22 protein-coding genes are annotated in these 25448 nt (G+C 64.6%); 7 read left to right on the forward strand and 15 right to left on the reverse strand.

Annotated elements, in window-relative coordinates:
• The first annotated feature begins 9 nt into the window (after nucleotides 1-9).
• The 5 genes from OYT13_RS21725 to purH all read left to right on the forward strand — a co-directional run bounded on the left by OYT13_RS21725 (nucleotide 10) and on the right by purH (nucleotide 5763).
• Nucleotides 10-1353 (forward strand): aminopeptidase P N-terminal domain-containing protein, encoded by a 1344-nt coding sequence (locus OYT13_RS21725; protein WP_442796432.1) that lies wholly within the window; start codon nucleotides 10-12, stop codon nucleotides 1351-1353.
• On the forward strand, nucleotides 1353-2687 hold the full coding sequence (locus tag OYT13_RS21730) for a UbiH/UbiF/VisC/COQ6 family ubiquinone biosynthesis hydroxylase (protein WP_268566930.1): 1335 nt from the start codon (nucleotides 1353-1355) through the stop codon (nucleotides 2685-2687). Before OYT13_RS21725 ends, OYT13_RS21730 begins: the two co-directional genes overlap by 1 nt.
• A 108-nt stretch (nucleotides 2688-2795) precedes the next feature.
• Nucleotides 2796-3824 carry a tRNA dihydrouridine synthase DusB gene (gene dusB / locus OYT13_RS21735; protein WP_026132199.1) on the forward strand — a complete coding sequence of 343 codons (1029 nt, stop codon included), beginning with the start codon at nucleotides 2796-2798 and terminating at the stop codon, nucleotides 3822-3824.
• Complete coding sequence (locus OYT13_RS21740) at nucleotides 3821-4054, forward strand: Fis family transcriptional regulator (protein ID WP_268566931.1); 234 nt, start codon at nucleotides 3821-3823, stop codon at nucleotides 4052-4054. The genes dusB and OYT13_RS21740 overlap by 4 nt, the downstream gene beginning before the upstream one ends.
• A 143-nt stretch (nucleotides 4055-4197) precedes the next feature.
• A complete protein-coding gene (purH, locus tag OYT13_RS21745) occupies nucleotides 4198-5763 on the forward strand; it encodes a bifunctional phosphoribosylaminoimidazolecarboxamide formyltransferase/IMP cyclohydrolase (RefSeq protein WP_017235194.1) in 1566 nt (521 codons plus the stop codon).
• A gap of 162 nt (nucleotides 5764-5925) precedes the next feature.
• Here purH and OYT13_RS21750 read toward each other — a convergent pair whose 3' ends face one another.
• From OYT13_RS21750 to OYT13_RS21815, 13 genes are all read right to left on the reverse strand, one after another.
• Complete coding sequence (locus OYT13_RS21750) at nucleotides 5926-6906, reverse strand: porin (protein ID WP_268566932.1); 981 nt, start codon at nucleotides 6904-6906, stop codon at nucleotides 5926-5928.
• A gap of 43 nt (nucleotides 6907-6949) precedes the next feature.
• A complete protein-coding gene (locus OYT13_RS21755; protein WP_268566933.1) occupies nucleotides 6950-7960 on the reverse strand; it encodes an XdhC family protein in 1011 nt (336 codons plus the stop codon).
• On the reverse strand, nucleotides 7960-10218 hold the full coding sequence (locus OYT13_RS21760; protein WP_442796500.1) for a molybdopterin cofactor-binding domain-containing protein: 2259 nt from the start codon (nucleotides 10216-10218) through the stop codon (nucleotides 7960-7962). Before OYT13_RS21760 ends, OYT13_RS21755 begins: the two co-directional genes overlap by 1 nt.
• Nucleotides 10219-10234: 16 nt before the next feature.
• On the reverse strand, nucleotides 10235-10678 hold the full coding sequence (locus tag OYT13_RS21765) for a (2Fe-2S)-binding protein (RefSeq protein WP_268566934.1): 444 nt from the start codon (nucleotides 10676-10678) through the stop codon (nucleotides 10235-10237).
• Nucleotides 10679-10849: 171 nt separating this feature from the next.
• Nucleotides 10850-11791 (reverse strand): AraC family transcriptional regulator, encoded by a 942-nt coding sequence (locus OYT13_RS21775; protein ID WP_327198103.1) that lies wholly within the window; start codon nucleotides 11789-11791, stop codon nucleotides 10850-10852.
• Between the two features lie 238 nt (nucleotides 11792-12029).
• The gene (locus OYT13_RS21780; RefSeq protein ID WP_268566935.1) at nucleotides 12030-12638 is read right to left on the reverse strand and encodes a HutD/Ves family protein; all 609 of its coding nucleotides are present in this window, start codon (nucleotides 12636-12638) and stop codon (nucleotides 12030-12032) included.
• Between the two features lie 22 nt (nucleotides 12639-12660).
• A complete protein-coding gene (locus OYT13_RS21785) occupies nucleotides 12661-13929 on the reverse strand; it encodes a glutamate-5-semialdehyde dehydrogenase (RefSeq protein WP_268566936.1) in 1269 nt (422 codons plus the stop codon).
• 218 nt (nucleotides 13930-14147) lie between these two features.
• Nucleotides 14148-15227 (reverse strand): DNA polymerase III subunit delta, encoded by a 1080-nt coding sequence (gene holA / locus OYT13_RS21790; protein WP_268566937.1) that lies wholly within the window; start codon nucleotides 15225-15227, stop codon nucleotides 14148-14150.
• 11 nt (nucleotides 15228-15238) lie between these two features.
• Nucleotides 15239-15754, reverse strand: coding sequence for an LPS-assembly lipoprotein LptE (locus tag OYT13_RS21795; RefSeq protein ID WP_268566938.1), 516 nt, complete (start codon nucleotides 15752-15754; stop codon nucleotides 15239-15241).
• 95 nt (nucleotides 15755-15849) lie between these two features.
• On the reverse strand, nucleotides 15850-18444 hold the full coding sequence (gene leuS, locus OYT13_RS21800; protein WP_268566939.1) for a leucine--tRNA ligase: 2595 nt from the start codon (nucleotides 18442-18444) through the stop codon (nucleotides 15850-15852).
• A 104-nt stretch (nucleotides 18445-18548) separates the two neighbouring features.
• Nucleotides 18549-18710: a hypothetical protein gene (locus OYT13_RS21805; RefSeq protein WP_268566940.1), complete on the reverse strand. Its 162-nt coding sequence runs from the start codon at nucleotides 18708-18710 to the stop codon at nucleotides 18549-18551.
• Between the two features lie 49 nt (nucleotides 18711-18759).
• Nucleotides 18760-19557, reverse strand: coding sequence for a 4-hydroxy-tetrahydrodipicolinate reductase (gene dapB / locus OYT13_RS21810; RefSeq protein ID WP_026131560.1), 798 nt, complete (start codon nucleotides 19555-19557; stop codon nucleotides 18760-18762).
• A gap of 27 nt (nucleotides 19558-19584) precedes the next feature.
• Nucleotides 19585-20253 carry an outer membrane protein assembly factor BamE gene (locus OYT13_RS21815; RefSeq protein WP_261939712.1) on the reverse strand — a complete coding sequence of 223 codons (669 nt, stop codon included), beginning with the start codon at nucleotides 20251-20253 and terminating at the stop codon, nucleotides 19585-19587.
• A 166-nt stretch (nucleotides 20254-20419) separates the two neighbouring features.
• Between OYT13_RS21815 and fur the strand changes: the two genes are divergently transcribed.
• On the forward strand, nucleotides 20420-20857 hold the full coding sequence (gene fur, locus OYT13_RS21820; protein ID WP_017231760.1) for a ferric iron uptake transcriptional regulator: 438 nt from the start codon (nucleotides 20420-20422) through the stop codon (nucleotides 20855-20857).
• A gap of 298 nt (nucleotides 20858-21155) precedes the next feature.
• Here the strand turns inward: fur and gap are convergent, their stop codons facing one another.
• Nucleotides 21156-22166: a type I glyceraldehyde-3-phosphate dehydrogenase gene (gene gap, locus OYT13_RS21825; RefSeq protein ID WP_017231759.1), complete on the reverse strand. Its 1011-nt coding sequence runs from the start codon at nucleotides 22164-22166 to the stop codon at nucleotides 21156-21158.
• 28 nt (nucleotides 22167-22194) lie between these two features.
• Complete coding sequence (gene tkt, locus OYT13_RS21830; protein WP_051060048.1) at nucleotides 22195-24207, reverse strand: transketolase; 2013 nt, start codon at nucleotides 24205-24207, stop codon at nucleotides 22195-22197.
• 199 nt (nucleotides 24208-24406) lie between these two features.
• Here tkt and OYT13_RS21835 point away from each other — a divergent pair, with 199 nt between their 5' ends.
• Nucleotides 24407-25312 carry a polyamine aminopropyltransferase gene (locus tag OYT13_RS21835; protein ID WP_268566941.1) on the forward strand — a complete coding sequence of 302 codons (906 nt, stop codon included), beginning with the start codon at nucleotides 24407-24409 and terminating at the stop codon, nucleotides 25310-25312.
• Nucleotides 25313-25448: the final 136 nt, after the last annotated feature.

The following is a 25448-nucleotide window of genomic DNA, read 5'->3' on the forward strand; positions in this document are numbered from 1 at the left end:
CCGACCGAAATGGAGCCCGCGATGACTGATTCCCCGTACCGCGCCCGCCGCGAGCGCGTCATCGAACAGATGCGCAAGGCCGGTGGCGGTGTCGCCGTTCTGCCGACCGCGCCCGAAGTGCCGCGCAACCGCGACAGCGACTATCCCTATCGTCACGACAGCTATTTCTATTACCTGTCCGGCTTCACGGAGCCCGATGCGGTTGTGCTGCTCGACAGCCGCACGGGTCATTCCATCCTGTTCTGCCGCGCGAAGAACGAAGAACGCGAGATCTGGGACGGCTATCGCTACGGCCCGGAAGCCGCGCGCGAGACCTTCGGCTTCGACGCCGCCTACCCCATCGACGAGATCGATACGCGCGTGCCGCAACTGCTGGCCGACGCGCCGGCGCTGTTCTATGCGCTCGGCGCTTCGGCGCAGCAGGATCGTCAGGTCCGTCACTGGCTGAGCGCGGTGCGTGCGCAGGGCCGAACGGGGGTGTCGGCACCGTCTGCCGCGCGCGATATCCGCGCGATCCTCGACGAGATGCGTCTGGTCAAGGACCCGGTTGAAATCGACATCATGGCGCGTGCGGGCAAGATTTCGGCAGAAGCCCATGTGCGTGCGATGAAGGCATCGCGCCCGGGGCTGCGTGAATATCATCTCGAAGCCGAGCTGCTATACGAATTCCGCCGCAACGGCTCGCAATTCCCCGCTTACGGTTCGATCGTCGCCACCGGCGCCAATGCGACGGTGCTGCACTATCGCGCCGGCGACGCCAAGCTGCGCGACGGCGATCTGTGCCTGATCGACGCCGCTTGCGAACTCGATGGCTACGCGTCGGACATCACGCGCACGTTCCCGGTCAACGGCAAGTTCACCGCGGCACAGCGCGAGCTGTATGACATCGTGCTCGCCTCGCAACAGGCGGCTATCGACGCAACGCGCGCGGGCGTGCGCTTCGACGCGCCCCACGATGCCGCCGTGCGCGTGCTCGCCCAAGGCATGCTCGACACGGGTCTGCTCAAACACGATGCGGTGGGCGGCCTCGACGACGTAATCGCCAACAAGTCGTTCAGCCGCTTCTACATGCACCGCACGGGGCACTGGATCGGCATGGACGTCCATGATTGCGGCGAGTACCGCGAGGAGGGTCCGAACGGCGAACGTCCGTGGCGCACGCTGGTCCCGAACATGGTGACGACCATCGAGCCGGGCATCTACGTGCGTCCCGCGCCGGACATCGACGAGCGCTACTGGAACATCGGCATTCGCATCGAGGACGATGCGGTCGTGACCGCCGACGGCTGCACACTGCTCACGCGCGACGTGCCGGTCGATGCCGACGAGATCGAAGCGCTGATGCGTGGCTGATGACTGACGCTCGGGCTCCCGCTGCTTCCACACACGCCGCCCACGCGGCGGAGGACGCGCGCGCGCGACGGTTCGATCTGGCGATCGTCGGCGCCGGCCCGGTCGGCACGGCACTCGCGCTTCTGCTCGCGCAGCGCGCGCCGCAGCTACGGATCGCGCTGGTCGACGCGCGCGGCGCGCAGGCCGGGTACGACGACCCGCGCACGCTCGCGCTCTCGCATGGCAGCCGCGAAATTCTCGCGCGCGCCGGCGCCTGGCCGCACAACGCGGCCGGGCTCGACAGCACACCGATTCAACATATTCACGTCTCGCAAGCGCGCCGCTTCGGCAGCACGGAAATTGATTATCTCGATCACGGCGTCCCCGCACTCGGTTACGTGGTGCGATACGGCGCCCTGATGCGCGCACTGGACTCCGCCATGTCGCGCGTTCCCGGGCGCGTCGAACACGCGCCGCCGCCAGCGTACGCCTCGCCGGAGGGGGCCGACGCGTTGCCCGCACCGGATCGACCGGGTCTGCATCACTTCCGCCCGTACCGGGCCATCGCCCTGAGCCAGGACGCACAGCAGGTCACCATGACCCTCGGCACGTCCGTCGACGATGGCGCGCAAACGCTGCACGCCGCGCTCGCCGTCAATGCGGAAGGTGGGCTGTTCGAGCGTCAGATGGCGCGCCCTCATGCGCGCGACTACGGTCAGACGGCCCTCGTCGGGTTCGTCACCTGCGAGCGTCCACGCATCGGCTGGGCATGGGAGCGCTTCACGACGGACGGCCCGCTGGCCCTGCTGCCGCAGGAAAACGGCTACGCGTTGGTGTGGTGCTGCCCGCACGCCGAGGCGAAGCGTCGGCGCGAACTGGGCGATGCCCAGTTCCTGAGCGAGCTGCACACCGCCTTCGGCGACCGCATGGGCCGCTTCACCTCGATTGTCGGCCGTGCAGGTTTCCCGCTGGGCCTCAACGCGCTCGGCCATGTCGTCGACGGCCGGATCGCCGCCATCGGCAACGCCGCGCAAACGCTCCACCCGGTGGCGGGACAAGGGCTGAACCTCGGCCTGCGCGACGCCTTCGACCTGGCCGACGCCCTCGTTCGCGATATTCGCGGCGGCACGCCGCACCCCGGCGTGCCGAGCCCCGCGGCGCTGACCGCCTTCGCCCGCCGGCGCCGCGCCGACCGGGGTCTCACGATCCGCATCACCGACCTGTTGCCTCGCGTCTTCGGCATCGACGCGGCCCCGGTCGCCCTGCTGCGCAGTGTGGCCCTCGCCAGCCTCGACCTTGTCCCGCCGCTCAAAACGGCCTTCGCCCGCCAGATGATGTTCGGCCAGCGCGGCTGAGTGTCTGGCTTGCCCGGCGCGACGATCGGACTGCCTGCTCATTTTTTAGGCGACGAGAATGGGTTTTCGCAGTAAAATGCCAACTTTTTCCCGCCTTTTCCCTACATCGTGCATATCGGCCCCCACGAACTCCGCAATAACCTGTTCGTCGCCCCCATGGCGGGTGTGACGGATCGGCCGTTCCGCCAGTTGTGCAAGCGACTCGGTGCGGGCTATGCCGTCTCGGAGATGGTGGCTTCGAACGCCCAGCTCTGGAAGAGCGAGAAGACGATGCGCCGCGCCAATCACGCGGGCGAAGTCGCGCCGATCTCGGTGCAGATCGCAGGCGCCGACCCGGCCATGATGGCCGAGGCCGCCCGCTACAACGTGGAGCGCGGCGCCCAAATCATCGACATCAACATGGGCTGTCCGGCCAAGAAGGTGTGCAACGTCGCCGCCGGTTCGGCCCTGCTCCAAAACGAACCGCTCGTTGCCCGCATCGTGTCCGCCGTCGTCGGCGCCGTGGGCGATGTGGTGCCGGTCACGCTGAAGATTCGCACCGGCTGGGATCGTGAACACAAGAACGCCCTCACGGTCGCCCGTATTGCCGAAGACTGCGGCATCAGCATGCTCACGGTGCACGGGCGCACGCGCGCCGACCTGTATCACGGCGACGCGGAGTACGAAACCATCGCCGCCGTCAAGGCCGCGGCCCGCATTCCGGTCGTCGCCAACGGCGATATCGACTCGGCGCAAAAGGCCAGACATGTGCTGGACGTCACGGGCGCGGACGCCATCATGATCGGCCGCGCCGCCCAAGGGCGTCCGTGGTTGTTCCGCGACATCGAGCTGTTTCTCACGACGGGCGAGATCGCCTTGCCGCCGCGCGTCGACGAGATCCAGCAAATCATGAACGAACACCTCGAGGATCATTACGAGTTTTACGGGGAATACACCGGTGTGCGGACCGCGCGCAAGCATATCGCGTGGTATTCGCGTGGCCTGCCGGGGGCAGCCACGTTCCGCCAGCGTATGAATACGCTCGACACCACGCAGGACCAGTTGGCTGCGGTCAACGAGTTTTTCGAACAGCAGAAGGCGCACTCGGACCGTCTCTGCTATGAACAAGAATCGCCGAGGGAGCTATTAGCCGCATGAGCAAAACAAACATAGAACAATGCGTGCGCGACAGTCTGGATTCGTATTTCCGCGATCTGGATGGCGCACGACCACACGATGTCTACGATATGGTCGTCTCGGTCGTCGAGAGGCCGCTGCTCGAGTTCGTGCTCGGCAAGGCCGACGGCAACCAGTCGCTCGCTGCAGAATACCTGGGGATCAACCGCAACACGCTGCGCAAGAAGTTGCAGCAGCACGGCCTGCTCTAGCCGTTGCGCGCGAACGGGAGGCCGTCTAGACCCACGCGCCGCCCGTCAGCCCCATCGCGGGGCGCGCCTGCGTCGACGACGCCGCATGGTGCCCGCCCCATTTGCCCACATCGCCCGTTTTTGCCGCTTCACTACTGTCCGTCATGATCAAGCAAGCTCTCATTTCCGTCTCCGACAAGACCGGCATCGTCGACTTCGCCAAGTCGCTCGCTGCGCAGGGCGTGTCGCTCCTCTCCACTGGCGGCACCGCCAAGTTGCTGGCTGACGCCGGCCTCAAGGTGACCGAAGTGGCCGACTACACCGGCTTCCCGGAAATGCTCGACGGGCGCGTGAAGACACTGCATCCGAAGGTTCACGGCGGCATTCTGGCCCGCCGCGACCTGCCCGAGCACATGGCCGCGCTCGCGAAGCACGACATTCCGACGATCGACCTGCTCGTGGTGAACCTGTACCCGTTCGTGCAGACCATCGCGCGCGATGACTGCTCGCTCGAAGACGCCATCGAGAACATCGACATCGGCGGCCCGACGATGCTGCGCTCGGCTGCGAAGAACCATCGCGACGTCACCGTGATCGTCGATCCCACCGACTACGCCGTGGTGCTCGACGAAATGAAGGCGAACGGCAACACGGTCGGCTACGCCACGAACTTCCGTCTGGCCACGAAGGTGTTCGCTCACACGGCCCAGTACGACGGCGCGATCACGAACTACCTCACGAGCCTGGGCGAGTCGCTGCGTCACACCGAACGCTCCGCCTACCCGGCCACGCTGAATCTCGCGTACACGAAGGTGCAGGACATGCGCTACGGCGAGAACCCGCATCAGAGCGCCGCGTTCTATCGCGACATCGTCACGCCGGAAGGCTCGCTGGCGAACTATCGCCAGCTCCAGGGCAAGGAACTGTCGTACAACAACATCGCCGACGCCGATGCCGCGTGGGAATGCGTGAAGACGTTCGACGCGCCTGCCTGCGTCATCATCAAGCACGCCAATCCTTGCGGCGTGGCCGTGGCCGCATCGCCGGTCGACGCCTATGCCAAGGCGTTCCAGACCGATCCGACGTCGGCCTTCGGCGGCATCATCGCGTTCAACCGTGAAGTCGACGAAGCCGCCGCGCAAGCCGTCGCCAAGCAGTTCGTGGAAGTGCTGCTCGCGCCGTCGTTCACCGACGCCGCCAAGCAAGTCTTTGCGGCCAAGCAGAATGTGCGTCTTCTCGAAGTGCCGCTCGGCAACGGCGTGAATCAGTACGATTTCAAGCGCGTGGGCGGTGGCCTGCTGGTGCAGTCGCCGGATGCGAAGAACGTGGCCCCGCATGAACTGCGCGTGGTAACGAAGCGTCATCCGACGCCGAAGGAAATGGAAGACCTGCTCTTCGCCTGGCGCGTGGCCAAGTACGTCAAGTCGAACGCCATCGTGTTCTGCGCCGGCGGTATGACGCTGGGCGTGGGCGCCGGTCAGATGAGCCGTGTCGACTCGGCGCGCATCGCCAGCATCAAGGCCCAGAACGCCGGCCTGTCGCTGAGCGGTTCCGCCGTGGCCTCGGACGCCTTCTTCCCGTTCCGTGACGGCCTCGACGTGGTGGTCGACGCAGGCGCGACCTGCGTGATTCACCCGGGCGGCTCGATGCGCGACGACGAAGTCATCGCCGCGGCCGACGAGCGCAACGTCGCCATGCTGATGACGGGCACGCGTCACTTCCGTCACTAAGCCCTCGCCGCGATGGCCCTCGCCGGGTCATCGACAGGCGATATGAGAGGACACCCAGGATCCCCCGGGTGTCCTTTTTTTCTCTGCCTCAGAAGTAGTGCGCGAGACCCACGGCCACGCCGACTTGATTGCTACCCGGCAGGATGCTTGCGCCGTAGCCGGTCACCCCAGATTGGAGCCGTTCTGATTGCGCGAGAAACCGACTTCCGCGAACAGTTGTGTGCGCTTGGAAAGCAGATACGCCGCATTGGCCGCCAGCAAAAACGGATGTTGATTGGCCGACGTGATGTTGTTGTAGTAGATCGCCCCCGAGAGAATCACTTCGGTCACGGGCCGGTACTGCAACCCGGCGAAGATCAGTTCATTGCGGCCCGCGACGCCGGGCACGTCGCTCAGATACCACTGATATCCCACGAACGGCTTGAAGTTACCGACGGCATAGCTCGCCCCCGCCGCCACCCGCTGCGTGGTATTGCCCTGCGTCATGACCGACGTGCCACGTTGCTGGTCGTACACCAGCGAGACATTGAGCGGACCGTTTCCGTACCCGACCGACACGCTGTACTCCTTGCCCACGCGCCACTGCCCCGGCACCTGCGCACCATTGGCAATGCTGGCGTCGTAACCCGTCGAGAACAGGCCCGCGACCTTGATGCCATTGAAGTTGCCGGCGTACTTGATCGAGTTGTCGGCCTTGCCAACGAACTGAGCATCGAGTGCGGGCAGCGAATAGCTGTAGTACGAAAGCGGATCGAGTTCGAGGAACGCATCGTAAATCAGGTTCTTCTGTCGGCCGAAAGTCAGTGCCCCCCATTGATTCTGCAAACCCACATACGCCTGGCGGCCAAACATGCGTCCGCCCTGCTGGAGCTGTCCAGAGTCGAGATTGAACCCTGCTTCGAGCTGCATGATCGCCTTGAGCCCGCCGCCCAGCTCTTCCGCCCCCTTGAAGCCGAAGCGATTCGCTGCCTGAGATCCGTTGCTCACGCGAAAGAGTGACGCCTTGCTGCCGTTCGCGCCAGCGGCTGCGTTACTGAGGTATTCCAGACTGTTGTCCAGAATGCCGTAGATCTGCAGCCCATCCGCTTTGGCACAGCCCGCCGCAAGCGTCAACACCATTGCCAACCAAACCTTGTGTTTCATGACATTCCCCATTTTTTATATTGGACTACGAATTACAAGCGCCTCATGCAATACGCGTTCGACATTCCCGACTTCCCTGCAAGTGACCGACCGAGACGGCATTTGAGACGCCGTTGCGCAGCCCGGTGATCTCCGCCAGAATCGCCAGCGCGATTTCCGGCGGCGTGCGCGCCCCGAGCGGCAGGCCGACCGGCCCGTGCAGGCGGTCGATCTGCGCGGCGTTCAGATCGAACATCGCCAGACGCTCGCGACGCGACGCCTGATTGCGGCGCGAGCCGATCGCACCGACGTAGAACGCGTCGGACTTGAGCGCTTCGAGCAGCGCCATATCGTCGAGCTTCGGATCGTGCGTGAGCGCGACAATCGCCGTATGGCCGTCGGGATGCAAACGCGCGATCAGGTCGTCCGGCATCTCCCGCGAATGCGAGACATGGGCGCCGCCCATCGCGTCTCGCGTCACCTCGTGGATATCGCGGGGATCGCAGACGACGACCCGATAACCCAGCGGCACCGCCATCGTCACCAGATGCTGCGTCAGTTGCCCGTCGCCGATCACGATGATTCGCCAGCGCGGGCCGAACGGCACCGTCAGGCGCGTCGTCGAATAGTCGAACGCTGCCGGCTGCGTAACGTTGCGCACACGCGCCACCCCCGTGCACAGATCCAGCTCACGCACCCCGAGTCGACCGTGGCCGATGGCCTCGCGCATGGCGTCGAGCCCGCTGCGCGGGGTCACGCGCTCGACGACCAGTTCGAGCGTGCCGCCGCACGGCAAGCCGAAGCGGTGCGCCTCATCGGCGTTAAGGCCGTACGTCTGCACGTGAGGTCGCAAGCCCGGCCGGAAACCACCGGCGACCTTCGCGAGCAGGTCGTCCTCGATGCAACCGCCGGAGACCGACCCGGCGACGCGCCCGCGCGTGGCGAGCGCCATCATCGCGCCGACGGGACGCGGCGCCGAGCCCCATGTCCGCGCGACACTCGCGAGCAGCACGTCGTCGCCTTGCGCCTGCCAGCGAGCGACGGCATCGAGCACTTCAGCGTCGAGCGCGTCCATCAGGCGTGCCCCTCGTCATGCGCTTCACGGGCGAGCGCACGCGCCTGCGCGACGGTCTGCGGCAGCGGCATCGAACGCGCCCGCACACCGGTGGCGCGACGGATCGCCTGCGCCACCGCCGGCGCCACCGGCGGTAATGACACTTCGCCACACCCCTGAGGCGGGCGGTCGCTCGGCACGATCACAGTCTCGATCGTCGGCATCTCGACGAGATACAGCAGCGGATAGTCGCCGAAGTTGCTTTGCTCCACGCCGCCGTTGGCGAAGGTAATCTGGCTCTTGAACGTATTGGTGAGCGCAAATCCGATGCCGCCTTCGATGTTCGCGCGGATCAGGTTCGGGTTGATTGCACGGCCGCAATCGACGCTGCACACAACGCGTTCGATCTTGAAGCGCTCGTTCACGACGCGCAGCTCCAGGGCGAGCGCGACATAGGTCGAGAAGGCCGCACCGCGTCCGGTATAGGCGCAGTAGCCGAACCCGCGATGCACGCCGGGCTTCGCCAACGTGTGCCAACCGGCAGACGCCGCCGTCGTCTCGATCACCCGCGTTGCGAGCGCATCGTGTTTGAGCAGGCGTTTGCGATACTCGACGGGATCGACGCCGGCGGCGTCGGCCATCTCGTCGATAAAGCTCTCGAGAAAGAACACGCTCGACGTCGAACCGACCGAGCGCATGAAGCTCACGGGAATGTTGGGCTGCGGCACGTCGATGCCTTCGACGCGCAGGTTCGGGACCGCGTACGCGAGGTCGTAGAGCCCGTCGAGCATGGTCTCGTCATAGCCGGCCTTCTCGTAATGGTCCTTCTTGATGACGTTGTAGAGCGACTGCCCGGCCACGCGCGCATGCAGGGCCGTGGGCAGCCCGTCGTGACCGAGCACCGCCTCGAAACGACCGGAGGCGCAGGGACGATAGAAGCCGTGTCGTATGTCGTCTTCGCGAGAGCGGATCACCTTGACGGGACGCCCGACCGCCACCGATGCCACCGCCGCATGGATCACGAAATCGGGCACGTATTTGCGTCCGAAACTGCCGCCGAGGAAGGTCGTGTGCACGATGACCTTCTCCGGTGGCAGCTTGAAGATGCCACCTAGCGCCCAGCGAACTTTGTCCTGCCCCTGGATCGGCCCCCAGACCTCGATCTCACCCTGCGCCTTGCGCACGTGCACGGTGGCGTTCACCGGCTCCATCGTCGCGTGGACGATGTACGGGGTGTGGTATTCGGCCATCACACGCTTGCCGCCGGCAGCACCTGAGAGACCTGCAGCGATAAGGCCCGGGGCATCGCCGACGTCGGTCGCAACGCCTGCCTTCCCATCGACAAGCGCGGCACGGCGCTGCGCGAGTATCGTCGCGCTGTCGGCCGCGGCGCCCGCTTTCCATTCGATATCGAGGGCATCGCACGCTTGCTTTGCACACCAGTAATCGTTAGCGACGACGATGATGGCGTCCTTCGCCTGCACGACGTCTTGCACCCCCTTGCGCGCCTTGATCGCGTCGCGATTGCGCACCGACAGCGGAACGCCTCCTGTGGTCGGGGCCATGCGCACGGCGCCGACGAGCATGCCCGGCACCGTCACATCGATACCGAAGACGGCCGAGCCATCGACCTTCGACGGTGTATCAAGACGCGACACCGACTTCCCGATCAAGGCATGGGCGGCTTCGTTCTTCAATCGCGGATGCGAATTGAGCGGCAGCGTCGCGGCCTCGGCGGCCAGCTCACCGTAGCCGAGCGAGCGGCCCGATTGCGGATGGACGACGCGGCCTTCATGCGTCACACAGTTGGTCGTGCGAACGCCGAACCGGCGTGCAGCCACGGCGACCAAGGCTTCACGTGCTTGCGCCCCGGCGATTCGCAGACGCTCATAGAACAACGTGGCCGACATCGATGCCCCCACGAACTGCTGCAACGCCTCGTTGGCCGCAGCCGTTCGGTAGGCGTCGCGCGCAGTCACGAATTCGACGCGCACCCGACGCCAATCGGCGTCGAGTTCATCGGCCAGCACCTGGGGCAAACCGGTGTAGACGCCCTGTCCGACTTCGCATTGCGAGAGACCGAGCACGGTCGTGCCGTCGGCATCGATGCGGATCCAGTCGTTGATTTCGACAAGGGTCTCGCCCGCCGCGCGCGCTTCGGGACTGACCACCCACGACGCCGAAATCGGAACCAGCAGACTGCCCGCTGCCAGCGACATCCCTTTGAGCCAGTGACGGCGGGACGGCGACGCGGGAGCATGGGACGCAGCCTCGTTCACGTCAGCCGTGGTGCGCTCAGCGTTTGGCAGCGGCATGGATCGCCTCCCGGATACGGTGATAGGTCGCGCAACGGCAGAGATTGGTCATCGCCTCGTCGATCTGGGCGTCGGTCGGATGCGGATGCTTGTCGAGCAGCGCCGCCGCGGCCATCACCATGCCGGACTGGCAGTAGCCGCACTGCGGCACATCCGTGGCGATCCACGCCTGCTGAATCGGATGCGCGCGTGTCGGCGACAGGGCCTCGATGGTCGTGATGCGCCTGCCCGCCGCCGCCGAGACCGGCAGCACACAGGTGCGCGTGGCTACACCATCGAGGTGTACCGTGCAGGCACCGCATGCGCCGATACCGCAGCCGTATTTGGTGCCGGTCAGCCCCGCGGCATCGCGGATGACCCACAGCAAAGGCGTGCCGTCATCGCCGTCGAAGACGAAGGGCCGCCCGTTGAGTTGGAATTCCATTGACTCTCCCGTTGTGACTGCCGTCTGCCCCGGCGTGTCTTACGACGCGCCGGCAGAAGGTGAGTGAATTCTCACAACGAGAAAATTGGCGAACAACGACCGCTCGGCCCGAAAAGGATGCCGTTCGTCCAGAGACGGGAAAACCCTCACGCGCGAGGCTCGACAGTCGCGTCAGTTGGCCGGGCCGCAGTGTCTGAGATATTCGCGCGGCGGCAAGCCGTAGCGGCGACGAAAGGCGCGGGTGAACGCCTTCTCCGACGCGTAGCCGACGGCATCGGCCACATCGGCGATGCGCACGCCCGCGCCCGCCAGACGCTCAGCAGCCAGGTACATGCGATGCGTCGTGAGATACGACATCGGCGATTCACCCACGAGTTCGCGAAAGCGCAGGCAGAACTTCGAGCGCGACATGCCCGCGATGTCGGCCAGTTGCTCGACCGTCCAAGGCCTTTGCGGCGCATCGTGCATCGAGGCGATGGCGCGTCCCAACTGCGGATCGGTCATGCCGCGCAGCCAATGCGTCGTCGCGCCGCCGCTGGCACCGAGATAGGCACGCAGGATCTGGATGAACAGCACGTCAGCCAGACGCGCGACGGCCACGCGCCATCCCGCACCGCACTGCATCGACTCTTCGATGAAGCCCGCCAGGGTCGTGGTCAGCCGCGCGGGAACGGCCGGATCGCCGGCGCGGATATGGATGAGCGGCGGCAGCGACGCGAGCAAGGGATTGCGCACGCGCTCCCGGAACATCACTACGCCCGTGTAGAGGTCGCTTACCGGCCCCGCGCCGCCCGCGCGGAACGCGAGAGGTGTGTCGAGCCGGGGCGCGATACCCTGCGCCGTCATCAATTGCTCGAAGACCACCGGCGGCTCGTCCAGCGACGAGCACATCACGTGCTCGTGTCCATGCGGCAATAGCACGCAGTCGCCCGGCTCCACGCGCACCGGCGCCATGCCAGCCACAACGAGATAAAACGGCTCTCCCGTCGCCGTGCGAAACGGCGCACCGTCCATCGCCGGCTTGCGCAGCGACCAGGGGGCCCCGAACGTGAAGCGACCTGTCACGACCGCATCCGCCCGCAGATCGTTGAGAACGTCGCTCAGGGGATCCATGCCACCCCGCCTTGCACGACGTGAAGATCAATTCGTCTCATGGGTGGAACTTTGATTTATATATGGATAAACGGAAGTATGCCGTTTTGCTCGCTGGAAAAGTATCGGGATCGGCCTAGGGAAAATACGAAGACGACGGAGGGCGCGCGTTGCGGCGTGGCGTCACGCGCGCGGACGGGATGGGATGGGATGGGGTGAGACCGGCCTGTAAGCGTCTGCGCGGCATAGGCCAGGGGGGTCAACGTCGCGAGAGCGTCGTCAGGAAGAGGTGGGCAGGGCTTGCCTCGGCCCGCAGTTCACAGACATCACCACCGTCGACGCGAAGCGCATGTCCCTCGGGAACGCTCACGGCTTGGCCGTCCCCGAAAATCGCCCGCACATGCCCTTGCGCACAGTAAAGGAAGGCGACGCCATCGGCCTCGCCAGGCAGTGTCCACGGCAGGGGCTCCCCGTCGAGCCGATGCTGAGCCAGCGTGTGCTGCCATGCGGCGCGACGTGTCATGACATTGAAGTCGTCGATGGGCACGCCGGACGTCTCCAGCATCGGTGTGCTGCTCACCGTCAACTCGCCGCCGAAGGCGTATGGAGGCGTGCGCGTCGAGAGCGTCACGTCCGGGCGGCCTTCGACATTGAGCGTGAGGGTGCCGCCCCGCACGATGGCCAGCGAGCGATCGATGCCCGGGAACACGGAGAACGGCCCCGGGCTCGCGACCGTGGCCGTGCTGATGCGCCAATCGAAGCCGTCTTCACCGGGACGTCGCGCCACCGCCAGCTCGGTCGTGACCCCCAGGCCGTTCTTCCACGGCATCGTCTGAAAATCGGCCGGGCCGAGCGTTTGCAGTTTCATGCGACGTCTCTGACGAAATGGCTTACTGGCGGACTTCGCCGTGTCCGAACACGACGTACTTCAGACTCGTCAGGCCCTCGAGACCCACCGGACCGCGGGCGTGCAGCTTGTCGTTCGAGATACCGATCTCGGCACCCAGACCGAATTCGAAGCCATCGGCGAAACGCGTGCTCGCGTTGATCATCACGCTCGCGGAATCGACTTCTCGCAGGAATTGCATGGCGGCGGAGTAATCCTCGGTCACGATAGCATCGGTGTGATGCGAGCCGTAGCGATTGATGTGCGCGATGGCCGGCGCCATGCCATCGACGATCTTCAGCGCCAGCACCGGTGCCAGATATTCCGTCGACCAATCCGCTTCGGTCGCCGCCACCACGCCCGTCACGCCGGCGTCGCTGAGCGCCGCCAGGGTTCGTTCGCAACCGCGCAGCTCGACCTGCTTATCCTGGAACATGCGCGCGATGGCGGGCAACTGGTCGATGGCCTGTTGGTCGACGAGCAATGTTTCCATCGTGTTGCAGGTGCCATAGCGATGCGTCTTGGCGTTCTCGCAAATCGCCAGCGCCTTCGCCGGATCGGCGCGACCGTCGACGTAGACATGGCAGATGCCGTCGAGGTGCTTGATCATCGGCACGCGCGCGTCCTGCATCAACCTCGCGATCAGGCTCTTGCCGCCGCGCGGCACGATCACGTCCACATAGTCGGTCATCGTGATGAGTTCGCCGACCGCTGCACGGTCGGGCGTGGTCACGACCTGCACGGCGTCACCGGGCAACCCGCTCGCCGCGAGCGCCTGCGCGATGAGGGCGGCCAGCGCCGTGTTGCTCTCGATGGCTTCGGACCCGCCGCGCAGAATGGTCGCGTTGCCCGACTTCAGGCAAAGCGCAGCCGCGTCGATTGTCACGTTGGGACGCGATTCGTAAATGATGCCGATGACGCCCAGCGGCACGCGCATCTGACCGACCTGAATACCGCTCGGCTGCACGCGCACGTTGCTGATCTCGCCGATGGGGTCCGACAGGCCCGCGATCTGACGCAGTCCTTCGATCATCGTGCGCAGCGCCTTGTCCGACAGCGTGAGACGGTCGATGAACGCGCCGTCCTGACCATTGGCGCGGGCGCGCTCGAGATCGCGGCGATTCACGTCCTGCAACGCCGCGCCATCGCGCTCGATGGCATCGGCAATCGCGAGCAGCGCGCGATTCTTGGCAGCGGTGTCGGCACGCGCCATGGCGCGCGACGCCTCACGGGCGCGCTGGCCCAACGATTGCATGTAGGCTTTGATATCCATATCGTCTGTTTCGCAGTTCTCTTGGCGACGCAATCGCCAGTCCATTCGGTGGGTTTTCGGTGCCGGCCGTCATCACGGTATTCGGACGGCAGCACACGGCACGTCGCCAGTCATGCGCCAGATTGTCCGTCAATTGTGGGGATCTTGCTGGCGCGGCTCCCGTGCCCCGGGAGGTGGATTCCGGCGTTTGGCAGCACTTGGCAGCGCTTGGGCGCGGTCTACGCGTGCACCGGACGGGGTGCGCGAGCGGAGCGCGCCATCGGCGGTCGCTCGCCGGCGAGCAGCAGCCCGAGTTGCAGCATGCCGTCCCACGGGTCGCCGGACAGACCGTCGGCCCGCAGCCCCTTGACCTGCCGGTCAAGACGCGCGGCCAACTGCAGTGCCTGCCCCAGCTTGGCGGGTGTGACTCGGTTGGCCGCCTGCTCCATCAGGCGCTCTCGTGGCCCCCAGACCCGATACTCGCGCAGCAACATCGCAAGCGGCTTGCCCGCCGCCATCCCGCGCGTGATCTTGGTGAGCGTGCGTACTTCTTCGGTCAACGCCCACAGGACCAGCGGTGCTGCTTCGCCCTCGCCACGAAGGCCGTCGAGCATGCGCACCAGCCGGGCGGTATCGCCTGCCAGGACCGCTTCACTGAGTTTGAAGACGTCGTAACGCGCCACGTTCATCACGGCATCCTGCACTTGCTCGAACGCGAGCGCACCCGCCGGATACAGCAGACCGAGCTTCTGAATCTCCTGATGGGCCGCCAGCAGGTTGCCCTCGACGCGATCCGCGATGAACTGCAGCACACGGCGTCCCGGCTCACCGGCTTCGACGCGCTGCCCTTGTGAGGCGAGACGCTGCGCAATCCAGTCCGGCAGACGGCTCCGGTCGACCGGATCGATCTTGATCGTCACGCCCTCGCGGTCGAGCGCCGTGAACCAATCGGATTTGGTCGCTGCCGCATCCAGGCGGGGCAGCGTGACAATGGTCAGGACGTCGCTGTTCGCGGCACTGGCGTGCGCCTTGAGCGCTGCGCCGCCGTCCTTGCCCGGCTTTCCGCCGGGAATGCGTAACTCGATGAGTTTGCGGTCGCCGAACAGCGACATGGACTGGCCGGCGTTCGCGAGCGCGCCCCAGTCGAAGCTGCGCTCGACGCTGAGCACATCGCGCTCGGTGAAACCGCCCGCACGTGCCGCCGCGCGTACACGATCCACCGCCTCCTGGACGAGCAGGCTCTCGTCGCCGTAAATCGTATAGATCGGCGAGAGGGTCTTGGCGAGATGCGCGTCGAGCGCGTCGGGACGCAGTTGCATGATGGCAGACGTTACTCTTCCGGCTTCGTCGCCGGCAGGGATTTCACCGCTTCCATGCGACGAATGATCTGGTCGACGGCATCTTTCTGCATGTCGCGGTTGAGCAGTGCACCTTCCGCATCGCGCGCCGTCGTTTCGCTGTCGCTGTACGGCAGATTGCGCGTCAGACGAATCGTGCTCAACGGGATGATCGGCCGGCCATCCGGTGTCACGAGCTGAAAAGTAAAAGCGCTGCGCATCTCATATTCGCGCGCCTGGCCGTTGGCGTCGAGACTGACAGCAGTGCGAGATGACGTGGTGCTCACGATTTCCAACCGCGCGTCAGCATCCTTGGGCTCGGTCACCACGACCGTGCCCTTGCTGCCGTAACGGATGTAGCGCGAGATGTCGGTCGCCATCTGGCCGCCGCCGGAGATGTACAAACGGTGGAATGCATACTCGCTCGCACCGCGCAGCTGGAAGCCGCACGCCGACAGTACGAGCGCGCAACCCAGCAGGGCAATCCCGCCGAAAATCCTGCGCGTCATACCGACGCCTCGTTGCCCGGATGTCATTTGCACGTGATGTGCCCTCTTGTCACCAAACGTCATCAATTCATCGATCGGCGGCCGCAACGGCCACCTCAGAGCACTACGTTCACAAGTCGGCCCGGTACAACGATGACCTTCTTCACCGGCTTGCCTTCGCCGAACTTGGCGGTCATTTCGTGCGCCAGCGCGGCTTGTTCGATGGCCTCGCGCGAAGCGTCCTTCGCCACGCGCACGGCGCCACGCACCTTACCCGCCACCTGCAGCACGAGTTCGATCTCGTCCTGCACCAGCGCGGCGTCGTCGACTTCCGGCCACGGCGCATCGAGCAGGTCGCCCTGTTGCGCCGCGTAGCCCAACTCGACCCACAAGCCGTGGGTGACGTGCGGCACCACCGGGTACAGCACGCGCAGCAGAATGCCGTAGCACTCGCGCACCGCTCCGGCGCCCGCCGCCCCCTTGTCGCTCTCGATGGCGTTGAGCATCTTCATCGCCGCGGACACGACCGTGTTGTACTGCACACGCTGATAGTCGTAGTTGGCCTGCTTGAGCACGCCATGAATCTCGAGACGCAGCGCCTTGGCCGCCGGGTTCGCCGTATCGATGGCGGCGTCCGCCTGACGCAGCAGCGCGGCCTGCGACTGGCCGAAGCCCCACAGGCGGCGCAGGAAGCGGCTCGCGCCTTCCACACCCGCCCCCGACCATTCGAGTTGCTGTTCGGGCGGTGCCGCGAACATCACGAACAGACGCGCCGTATCGGCGCCATGCTGATCGATCAGCGACTGCGGATCCACGCCGTTGTTCTTGGACTTCGACATCTTCTCGATGCCGCCGAGCGTCACGTCCGCACCGTCAGCCTTCGACGTTGCACTGACCGGACGGCCCTTGTCGTCGAACTGCACTTGCACGTCGAGCGGGTTGAACCACGTCTTCTTGCCCGCGGCATCCTCACGATAGTACGTCTCGTTGAGCACCATACCCTGCGTGAGCAGGTTCTGCGCCGGCTCCTTGAAACTCACCAGGCCCAGATCGCGCATCACCTTGGTCCAGAAGCGCGAATACAGCAAGTGGAGAATCGCGTGCTCGATGCCGCCGATGTACTGATCCATCGGCATCCAGTAATCGGTGCGCGCGTCGACCATGGTGTCGGCGTCCGGGCAGGCATAGCGCGAGAAATACCACGACGAGTCCACGAACGTGTCCATCGTGTCGGTCTCGCGGCGCGCCGGCTTGCCGCACTTCGGGCAATCGCACTTGAGGAACGCCTCCGACTTGGCCAGCGGGTTGCCGGTGCCGTCCGGCACGAGGTCTTCGGGCAACACGACCGGCAGGTCCTTTTCGGGAACCGGCACCGCGCCGCACGACGCGCAGTGAATGATCGGAATCGGCGTGCCCCAGTAACGCTGGCGCGAAATCCCCCAGTCGCGCAGACGGAACGTGACCTGCTTGTCGCCTGCACCCTGCGCCTTGAGATCCGCGGCGATGGCGTCGACGGCGGCCGCAAAGGCCAGGCCGTCATATTTGCCGCTGTTGACCAGCGTGCCATTTTCCTTGTCGCCGTACCAGGCCTGCCAGGCTTGCGTCGAATAGGTCTCGCCGGCCACCGCGACAACCTGCTTGATCGGCAGGTCATACTTGCGCGCAAACGCGAAGTCACGCTCGTCGTGGGCCGGAACGCCCATCACCGCGCCCTCGCCGTACCCCATCAGCACGTAGTTGCCGATCCACACCTCGACCTTCTCGCCGGTCAGCGGATGCGTGACGAAAAAGCCCGTCGGCATGCCTTTCTTTTCCATCGTGGCGATGTCGGCTTCGGCCACGCCACCCTGCTTGCATTCGGCGATGAACGCCTGCAGGTCGGGACGATCGGCGGCCAGACGCGTTGCCAGCGGATGCTCGGCGGCGATTGCGCAGAAAGTCACGCCCATGATCGTGTCGGCACGCGTAGTGAACACGCGCAGCAGTTTGTGCTCGCCGTCCAGCTCGTACGGGAAGCCGAAGTTCACGCCAAAGCTCTTGCCGATCCAGTTCTGCTGCATCACCTTCACGCGCTCGGGCCAGCCGAGGTCGTCCAGGTCGCCGAGCAGTTCGTCGGCGTATTCGGTGATGCGCATGTAATACATCGGGATTTCGCGCTTCTCGATGAGCGCACCCGAGCGCCAGCCTCGACCGTCGATCACCTGCTCGTTGGCGAGCACGGTCTGATCGATCGGGTCCCAGTTCACCGTGCCGGTCTTCAGGTAGACAACGCCCTTCTCGAGCATCTTCAGGAACAGCCACTGGTTCCAGCGGTAATAGTCCGGCTTGCAGGTGGCGACTTCGCGCGACCAATCGATCGCCAGACCCATCGCCTGCATCTGCTTCTTCATGTACGCAATGTTGTCGTACGTCCACTTGGCCGGCGGCACGCCGTTGGCCATTGCCGCATTTTCAGCCGGCATGCCGAAGGCGTCCCACCCCATCGGCATCAGCACGTTGTACCCACGCATGCGCATCTGACGATACATCACGTCGTTGATGGTGTAGTTGCGCACGTGGCCCATATGCAGCTTGCCCGACGGATACGGCAGCATCGAGACGCAATAGAATTTCTGTTTGTCCGCGCGCTCGGTGGTCTTGTAGGCATCGATGGCCTGCCAATGAGACTGGGCGGAGGCTTCGACGTCGGCGGGAACGTATTTTTCTTGCATGATGGGTCGGCGGGTAGGATTCGGCTCGGCTTCGGCCCCGCCGGTGCGCGGCAAAGGGCGCGCAGCACGCAAGCGTTTGGGGGCAAATCCGGGGAAAACGATGATTATAACGCCGACGGCAACGGATTCGGCGCGACGGTGGAGAGCAGATGCGGCCTGGAGGCCGCCTTGGCGTGGCTGCCGCCCGATGCGTCATGCGATCCGTGGCGGCGTGCGTCTTTGATGTCGGCGTCCGGTGCCGGCTGGCGCACCGTCTGCCCTCTCATGCGCCACCTCGGCGGGCCATCCGCGCGCCGCACGCCGGCAAGGGCTGAATCAGCGCAGGCCCAAAACGTCCTGCATATCGAACAGGCCCGTGTTGTGTTGCGCGAGGAAACGGGCAGCACGCAGCGAGCCTTGCGCATACGACAGACGGCTCGACGACTTGTGCGTGATCTCGATGCGCTCACCGATGCCGGCAAACAGCACCGTGTGATCGCCCACGATATCGCCGCCGCGCACGGTCGCGAAACCGATGGTCGACGGATCGCGCTCGCCGGTCACGCCTTCGCGGCCGTAGATGGCGCATTCCTTCAGATCGCGGCCCAATGCGTCGGCCACGACTTCACCCATGCGCAGCGCCGTGCCCGACGGGGCATCGACCTTATGGCGGTGATGCGCTTCGATAATCTCGATGTCGTAGCCCGTGCTCAAAATCTTCGCCGCGACTTCGAGCAGCTTGAACGTGGCATTCACACCCACGCTCATGTTCGGCGCAAACACCACGGCCACGCGCTCGGCACCCGCCGCCAGACGCGCCTTGTCGGCTTCCGAGAATCCGGTCGTGCCGATGATCATCTTGACACCGTGCTTTTCGGCGGCAGCCAGATGCGCCAGCGTGCCTTCGGGACGCGTGAAGTCGATCAGATATTGTGCGTTGGCGAGCGCGACATCGAGATCGGCGGTGATGTTGACACCCGTCTCGCGCCCCAGAAAGGCGCCGGCGTCGTGTCCCAGCGCCGGGCTGTCCTCGCGGTCGAGCGCACCGACCAATTCGGCGTCGTCGGTGGCCAGTACGGTTTCAATCAGCATCCGGCCCATACGGCCGGAGGCGCCAGCAATCGCAATCTTCATCATGGAATTCTTGACTCTTCAGACAGCTTACTTGGGCATCGAGAACAGGCCACCGCCGGAAGTCACCCGCGGCGACGGGACAAGCCCCGTGCCCGTGGCCGTCGTCGCACTGCCCGAAGCGCTGTCGCCAGCGGTGGACTGTGCGTTGGACGCAGGGGCCGGTTCGGAAGCGGTAGCCGCCGCAGCGGTCGACACGGTCGCGACGTCGGACGCGGCGGGCGCGGCAGTCTCCGCGGTCGCGGCACTCGCCGTCGACGGGGCCGAGGCGTCGGTCTTTACGGTCTTGCCCTTCTGACCATCGATTTCCCGCACCAACTGATATTCGGTCGGCAGATTTTCTCCGCCTTCCCAGCGCGCCAGCGTGTCGCCGTCGAAGTACACCTTCAGGTGACGCTCCTGAACCACCGACGCATTGCCGCGCTTGAAATAGAAGACATAGTCCCAGCGATTCGCGTGGAAGATGTCCGTGAGCAGCGGCGTGCCGAGCAGTTGACGGACCTGATCGCGCGTCATGCCGGCTTTGAGCTGCTCATAGGCCTCTTTCGAGACGAAGTTGCCTTGAACGATGTTGATTCGATACGGCGTGACCACGCCGATCACTTTGTCGGTCACGCTGTCATACGTCGAGCAACCGGCCAGGGCCAGGAATGCCGCTGCAGCGCAGACGGAGAGCGGAAGGGAGAGATAACGACGCAAATCTGACTCGCTTTCAAAAAAATCGACCTTGAATCCGGCACGCCGGGCGCGCCGCCACATCGCCCCCGTTGACGGCACAAACCGTCCCGATTGCCCTGGTTTGCGCCCGGGCAAGGCAAAAAGGCATTATTATTGCGGCTGTATTGTACTCTAGGGACGTAGAGCGATGCCGAATCCCGCCGATCTGAAAAATATCGGACTGAAAGCCACGCTTCCGCGCCTCAAAATTCTGGAGATTTTCCAGAACAGCGAGAGCGAGGTGCACCATTTAACCGCCGAAGACGTCTATCGTCATCTGCTCAACGAAAACCTCGATATCGGTCTGGCCACGGTGTACCGTGTCCTGACGCAGTTCGAGCAAGCGGGCCTATTGTCGCGCAGCAACTTTGAGTCCGGCAAGGCCGTTTTCGAGCTCAACGAAGGCCACCACCACGATCACCTCGTGTGCCTCGACTGCGGGCGAGTCGAAGAGTTCTTCGACGCCGAGATCGAACGCCGCCAGAAAATGATCGCCAAGGAACGTGGCTTCGCGCTCCAGGACCACTCGCTCGCGATGTACGGGAGCTGCACGAAAAACCCCTGCCCGCATCGCCAAAAGAATTAAGCGTTGTTTTGGCATAATGTCTTCTGATGAAGACATTATGGGATTCCCCCTAGCTTCGGGTCTTGAAGCGCTGAGCACGGCTACGCATCGTCGGCAAACACCCCGTAAGCAGCGATGAGAGACTGCAATCGATGCCACCACCATGGTGCCAGCGCATTAAGCGTTGCGGATGGGTACGCGCAGCCCGAAATAGCTGCGGTTATCGCCTAAACACCGGCATCCCTCACGACGTAGCGCACCAACGAAAAAGCCGCCGTCTCACGACAGCGGCTTTTTTACGACTGGACGTCAAACGCGATTACTTCGCCGACATGAGTGCAACGGTCGTGTCGAGCATGCGGTTCGAGAAGCCCCACTCGTTGTCGTACCACGAGCCGACCTTCACGAGGCGGCCCGACACCTTGGTCAGTGTACCGTCGAAGTTCGACGAGGCCGGGTTGTGGTTGAAGTCGACCGACACCAGCGGTGCCGTGTTGTACGTTGCGATGGCCTTGAGCGACCCCTCGGCTGCTTCCTTCAGAATCGCGTTGACTTCGTCAACCGTCGTGTCGCGCTTGGCAACGAACGACAGGTCGACGATCGACACGTTGATCGTCGGAACGCGAATGGCGTAACCGTCGAGCTTGCCATTGAGTTCCGGCAACACCAGACCGACGGCCGACGCGGCGCCCGTCTTGGTCGGGATCATGCTCATCGTGGCCGAGCGCGCGCGACGCAGGTCTTCGTGATAGACGTCCGTCAGCACCTGGTCGTTGGTGTAGGCGTGCACCGTCGTCATCAGACCCGTTTCCAGACCGATTTTCTCGTGCAGCGGCTTGACCAGCGGCGCCAGGCAGTTCGTGGTGCACGATGCGTTCGAGATGACCGTGTCGGTCGACTTGAGCACGCCTTCGTTCACGCCGAACACGATCGTGGCGTCGACATCCTTGCCGCCCGGCGCCGAGATAATGACCTTCTTCGCGCCGCCCTTCAGGTGAGCGCCGGCCTTTTCCTTCGTCGTGAAGAAGCCCGTGCACTCAAGCACGACATCCACGCCCAGCTCGCCCCACGGCAGTTCGGCCGGGTTGCGGTTGGCCAGCACGCGAATCTTGTCGCCGTTGACGATCATGAAATCGCCGTCGACCGACACCGTGCCCGGGAACTTGCCGTGCGCCGTATCGTATTGCGTCAGGTGAGCGTTCGTCTGCGCATTGCCGAGATCGTTGATGGCGACGATTTCGATGTCGTGCTTCTTACCACCTTCATAATGGGCACGCAGCACGTTGCGGCCGATACGGCCGTAGCCGTTGATAGCGACGCGAATGGTCATGGGGGTTTCTCCGTAAGGTCTAACGAAATCAGCCAAGCACGGACTTGACCGTCGCGACCACGTGGTCGACGGTGAAGCCGAAGTGTTTGAACAGCACGCCGGCCGGGGCCGACTCGCCGAAGGTGTCGATGCCGACCACGCCGCCTTCCAGGCCGACGTACTTATGCCAATACGCCGTCACGCCGGCTTCGATCGCCACGCGCGACACACCGCGCGGCAGCACACGCTCGCGATACGCCTTGTCCTGACGGTCGAACACATTGGCCGACGGCATCGACACGACACGCGCCGCGATGCCCTCGGCAGCCAACGCCTCGGCGCCCTTGAGCGCCAGCTCGATTTCCGAGCCGGTCGCGATCAGCACGATCTGCGGATTCGCCACGTCGCGCAGCACATAGCCGCCACGACGGATATCGGCAATCTGCGCATCGTCGCGCGAGACGAACGGCAGGTTCTGACGGCTGAGCACCAGGCTCGACGGACCATCGTGACGTTCGACGGCCGCCACCCAGGCGACTGCCGTCTCCGTCGTATCGCAGGGACGCCACACGTCCATCTGCGGGATCAGGCGCAGGCTCGATACGTGCTCGACGGACTGGTGCGTCGGACCGTCTTCACCCAGGCCGATCGAGTCGTGCGTGAACACGAAGATCGAGCGCAGCTTCATCAGCGCCGCCATACGCAGCGCATTGCGGCTGTAGTCCGAGAACGTCAGAAACGTTCCACCGAACGGGATGTAGCCGCCATGCAGCGCCATGCCGTTCATGATGGCGCTCATGCCGAACTCGCGCACGCCGTAGTTGATGTGATTGCCAAACTGCACGCCTTCCGCATTGGCGCGCACCGCCTTGCTGGCCTTCCAATTCGTGAGGTTCGAGCCGGTCAGGTCGGCCGAGCCACCCAGGAACTCCGGCAGTACGGCGGCCAGACCTTCGATCGCAAGCTGCGAGGCCTTGCGCGTGGCGACCGTCTCGCCCTTCTCGTTGGTCTTGGCGATGAACGCGGCGGCGGCCGACTTGAAGTCGCCGGGCAGCTCACCCTTCATGCGACGCTCAAATTCGGCAGCCTCTGCCGGGAACTGGCTGCGGTAGGCGGCAAAGCGCTCGTTCCATTCGCCTTCGGCACGCTGACCGGCGACCTTGGCATCCCATGCGGTGTAGACATCGGCCGGCAGCTCGAACGGCGGCAGGTGCCAACCGAGCGACGCGCGCGTGGCGGCGATTTCGTCGGCGCCCAACGGCGCACCATGCACATCGTGACCGCCCTGCTTGTTCGGCGCGCCCTTGCCGATCAGCGTCTTGCAGCAGATCAGCGTCGGACGATCCGAGGTCTTGGCCTGGGCGATGGCGGCGTCGACCGCGTCGACATCGTGGCCGTCGATGTCGCGAATCACGTTCCAGCCGTAGGCTTCGAAGCGCTTCGGTGTGTCGTCGGCAAACCAGTATTCGACGTCGCCATCGATCGAGATACCGTTATCGTCGTACAGCGCAATGAGCTTGTTCAGACGCAGCGTTCCCGCGAGCGAACACGCTTCATGCGAGATGCCTTCCATCAGACAGCCGTCGCCGAGGAACGCGTACGTGTAGTGGTCGACGATATCGTTGCCCGGGCGGTTGAATTCCTTGGCGAGCAGGGCCTCGGCCAGCGCGAAACCCACCGCGTTGGTGATGCCCTGACCCAGCGGGCCCGTGGTCGTCTCGATGCCCGGCGTGACGCCCACTTCCGGGTGCCCCGGCGTCTTGCTGTGCAGTTGGCGGAAGTGCTTGAGCTCTTCGATCGGCAAGTCATAGCCCGTCAGATGCAGCAACGAATAGATGAGCATCGAGCCGTGGCCATTCGACAGCACGAAGCGGTCGCGATCGAACCAATGCGGGTTGACGGGGTTGTGCTTGAGGTGACGGCCCCAGAGAGCGACCGCGATATCGGCCATGCCCATCGGCGCGCCAGGGTGACCGGAGTTGGCCTGTTGGACCGCGTCCATGGAGAGGACGCGAATGGCAGAGGCCATCAGCGCAGGCGTAGCAGAAGAGGAGTTCGTCATGGTGAACAGCCGGAATAGCGGGCGTGCCCCCGTTGCCGCGAGCTGCCGCGCGAAATTCGAATGCGGAATAAAGTCCAAGATTTTACCAGATACGGCCGTTGCCCGGGTCGCTCGCGGCGAACTTCCCCAAATGACGAGAACGTGGAATCATGCAAAGAACAGGCATGATCGCCACCCATTAGAGGAAGTTGCCTCGCCAATGCACGCCAAACGTGACCTCAGCGACGACCCATCGACCGCCGCATTGCGCCCGTGCACGGCGCCGCTCGGGCCTTGGGCCGGTTATACGTTCGCCGCGCGCCCGGTATTCGCCGCCATATCGGCCTATCAGCGCATCGAGGTCATGGATTTGCCTGCGTTCGGGGCACTTGGGCGAGCGTATCGACTCGACGGCCGGTTCATGGCTTCGCTCGCCGATGCGCATATCTGCCACGAATGCATGGTGCATCCGCTCTTGCTTGCACACGAGAACGCCCAGCGTGTGTTGGTGCTTGGCGGGGGGGATGGCGGCTCGGCGCGCGAAGCCTTGCGTCACGCGAGCGTGCGCGAGGTTGTCGTCGCCGAACTCGATGCCCAGGTGCCTGCGACGATCCTGAAGTACATGCCGACGTTGGCGGACGGCGCATTCGACGATCCGCGCACCACGCTTGTCATCGGCGACGCCCGGGATCTCGTCGACGCCGCGCTGGCTCGCGGAGAAGCGTTCGACGCCGTGATTTTCGACCTGACCGACGCTGACGGCGAGGCGGCCACGCTGCATGGCGCACCGTTCTTCGCCAAACTCCGCGCACTACTCGGCCCACGCGGCGCTATCGCCCTGCAACTGGGGGCGCCATGGTTCGAAGCCGATCAAGTCGCGCGCATGCTCGATGCCCTGCGCTCGGTGTTCAAATTTGTCCAACCGATAACCACGTATGTGCCGCTGTACGGCACGTTGTGGGCGCTCGCGTTCGCCAGCGATTCGCTCGACGTGCGTGGCAGCGATGCAACCGCGGCCACGCAGGCTCTGCTATCGCGAGAATCCCTGCGCCACTATGCGCCGGCCCGGCGTGCCGCGCTTTTCGACATCCCGCCGGAACTGATGGCCGTGCTCGGCGATCGATAACCAACCGCGCGACGACGAGATGACGCGACGCAAGTGAATCAAGCCCGCATTCCTTGTATATTGAAAACTCATCACAACCGTTGGCGGCGGACCGTTCGCGTATTCGTGCGTCAGGACGAGACTGCTTTACCCACAG

The sequence above is a fragment of the Pandoraea sp. XJJ-1 genome (assembly GCF_026802345.1).
GTDB classification, from domain to species: domain Bacteria; phylum Pseudomonadota; class Gammaproteobacteria; order Burkholderiales; family Burkholderiaceae; genus Pandoraea; species Pandoraea cepalis.

Excerpts from the sequence above, each read along its gene's own strand:
- dapB (WP_026131560.1), bottom strand. The coding sequence starts at position 19,557 with ATGAAGATTGCGATTGCTGGCGCCTCCGGCCGTATGGGCCGGATGCTG.
- OYT13_RS21750 (WP_268566932.1), bottom strand. The coding sequence starts at position 6,906 with ATGAAACACAAGGTTTGGTTGGCAATGGTGTTGACGCTTGCGGCGGGC.
- holA (WP_268566937.1), bottom strand. The coding sequence starts at position 15,227 with ATGCAACTGCGTCCCGACGCGCTCGACGCGCATCTCGCCAAGACCCTC.
- fur (WP_017231760.1), top strand. The coding sequence starts at position 20,420 with ATGCCGAATCCCGCCGATCTGAAAAATATCGGACTGAAAGCCACGCTT.
- OYT13_RS21805 (WP_268566940.1), bottom strand. The coding sequence starts at position 18,710 with ATGAGAGGGCAGACGGTGCGCCAGCCGGCACCGGACGCCGACATCAAA.
- tkt (WP_051060048.1), bottom strand. The coding sequence starts at position 24,207 with ATGACGAACTCCTCTTCTGCTACGCCTGCGCTGATGGCCTCTGCCATT.
- OYT13_RS21785 (WP_268566936.1), bottom strand. The coding sequence starts at position 13,929 with ATGGATATCAAAGCCTACATGCAATCGTTGGGCCAGCGCGCCCGTGAG.
- OYT13_RS21775 (WP_327198103.1), bottom strand. The coding sequence starts at position 11,791 with ATGGATCCCCTGAGCGACGTTCTCAACGATCTGCGGGCGGATGCGGTC.
- gap (WP_017231759.1), bottom strand. The coding sequence starts at position 22,166 with ATGACCATTCGCGTCGCTATCAACGGCTACGGCCGTATCGGCCGCAAC.
- OYT13_RS21780 (WP_268566935.1), bottom strand. The coding sequence starts at position 12,638 with ATGAAACTGCAAACGCTCGGCCCGGCCGATTTTCAGACGATGCCGTGG.
- OYT13_RS21765 (WP_268566934.1), bottom strand. The coding sequence starts at position 10,678 with ATGGAATTCCAACTCAACGGGCGGCCCTTCGTCTTCGACGGCGATGAC.
- OYT13_RS21755 (WP_268566933.1), bottom strand. The coding sequence starts at position 7,960 with ATGGACGCGCTCGACGCTGAAGTGCTCGATGCCGTCGCTCGCTGGCAG.
- OYT13_RS21730 (WP_268566930.1), top strand. The coding sequence starts at position 1,353 with ATGACTGACGCTCGGGCTCCCGCTGCTTCCACACACGCCGCCCACGCG.
- OYT13_RS21795 (WP_268566938.1), bottom strand. The coding sequence starts at position 15,754 with ATGACGCGCAGGATTTTCGGCGGGATTGCCCTGCTGGGTTGCGCGCTC.
- OYT13_RS21835 (WP_268566941.1), top strand. The coding sequence starts at position 24,407 with ATGCACGCCAAACGTGACCTCAGCGACGACCCATCGACCGCCGCATTG.
- leuS (WP_268566939.1), bottom strand. The coding sequence starts at position 18,444 with ATGCAAGAAAAATACGTTCCCGCCGACGTCGAAGCCTCCGCCCAGTCT.
- OYT13_RS21740 (WP_268566931.1), top strand. The coding sequence starts at position 3,821 with ATGAGCAAAACAAACATAGAACAATGCGTGCGCGACAGTCTGGATTCG.
- purH (WP_017235194.1), top strand. The coding sequence starts at position 4,198 with ATGATCAAGCAAGCTCTCATTTCCGTCTCCGACAAGACCGGCATCGTC.
- OYT13_RS21725 (WP_442796432.1), top strand. The coding sequence starts at position 10 with ATGGAGCCCGCGATGACTGATTCCCCGTACCGCGCCCGCCGCGAGCGC.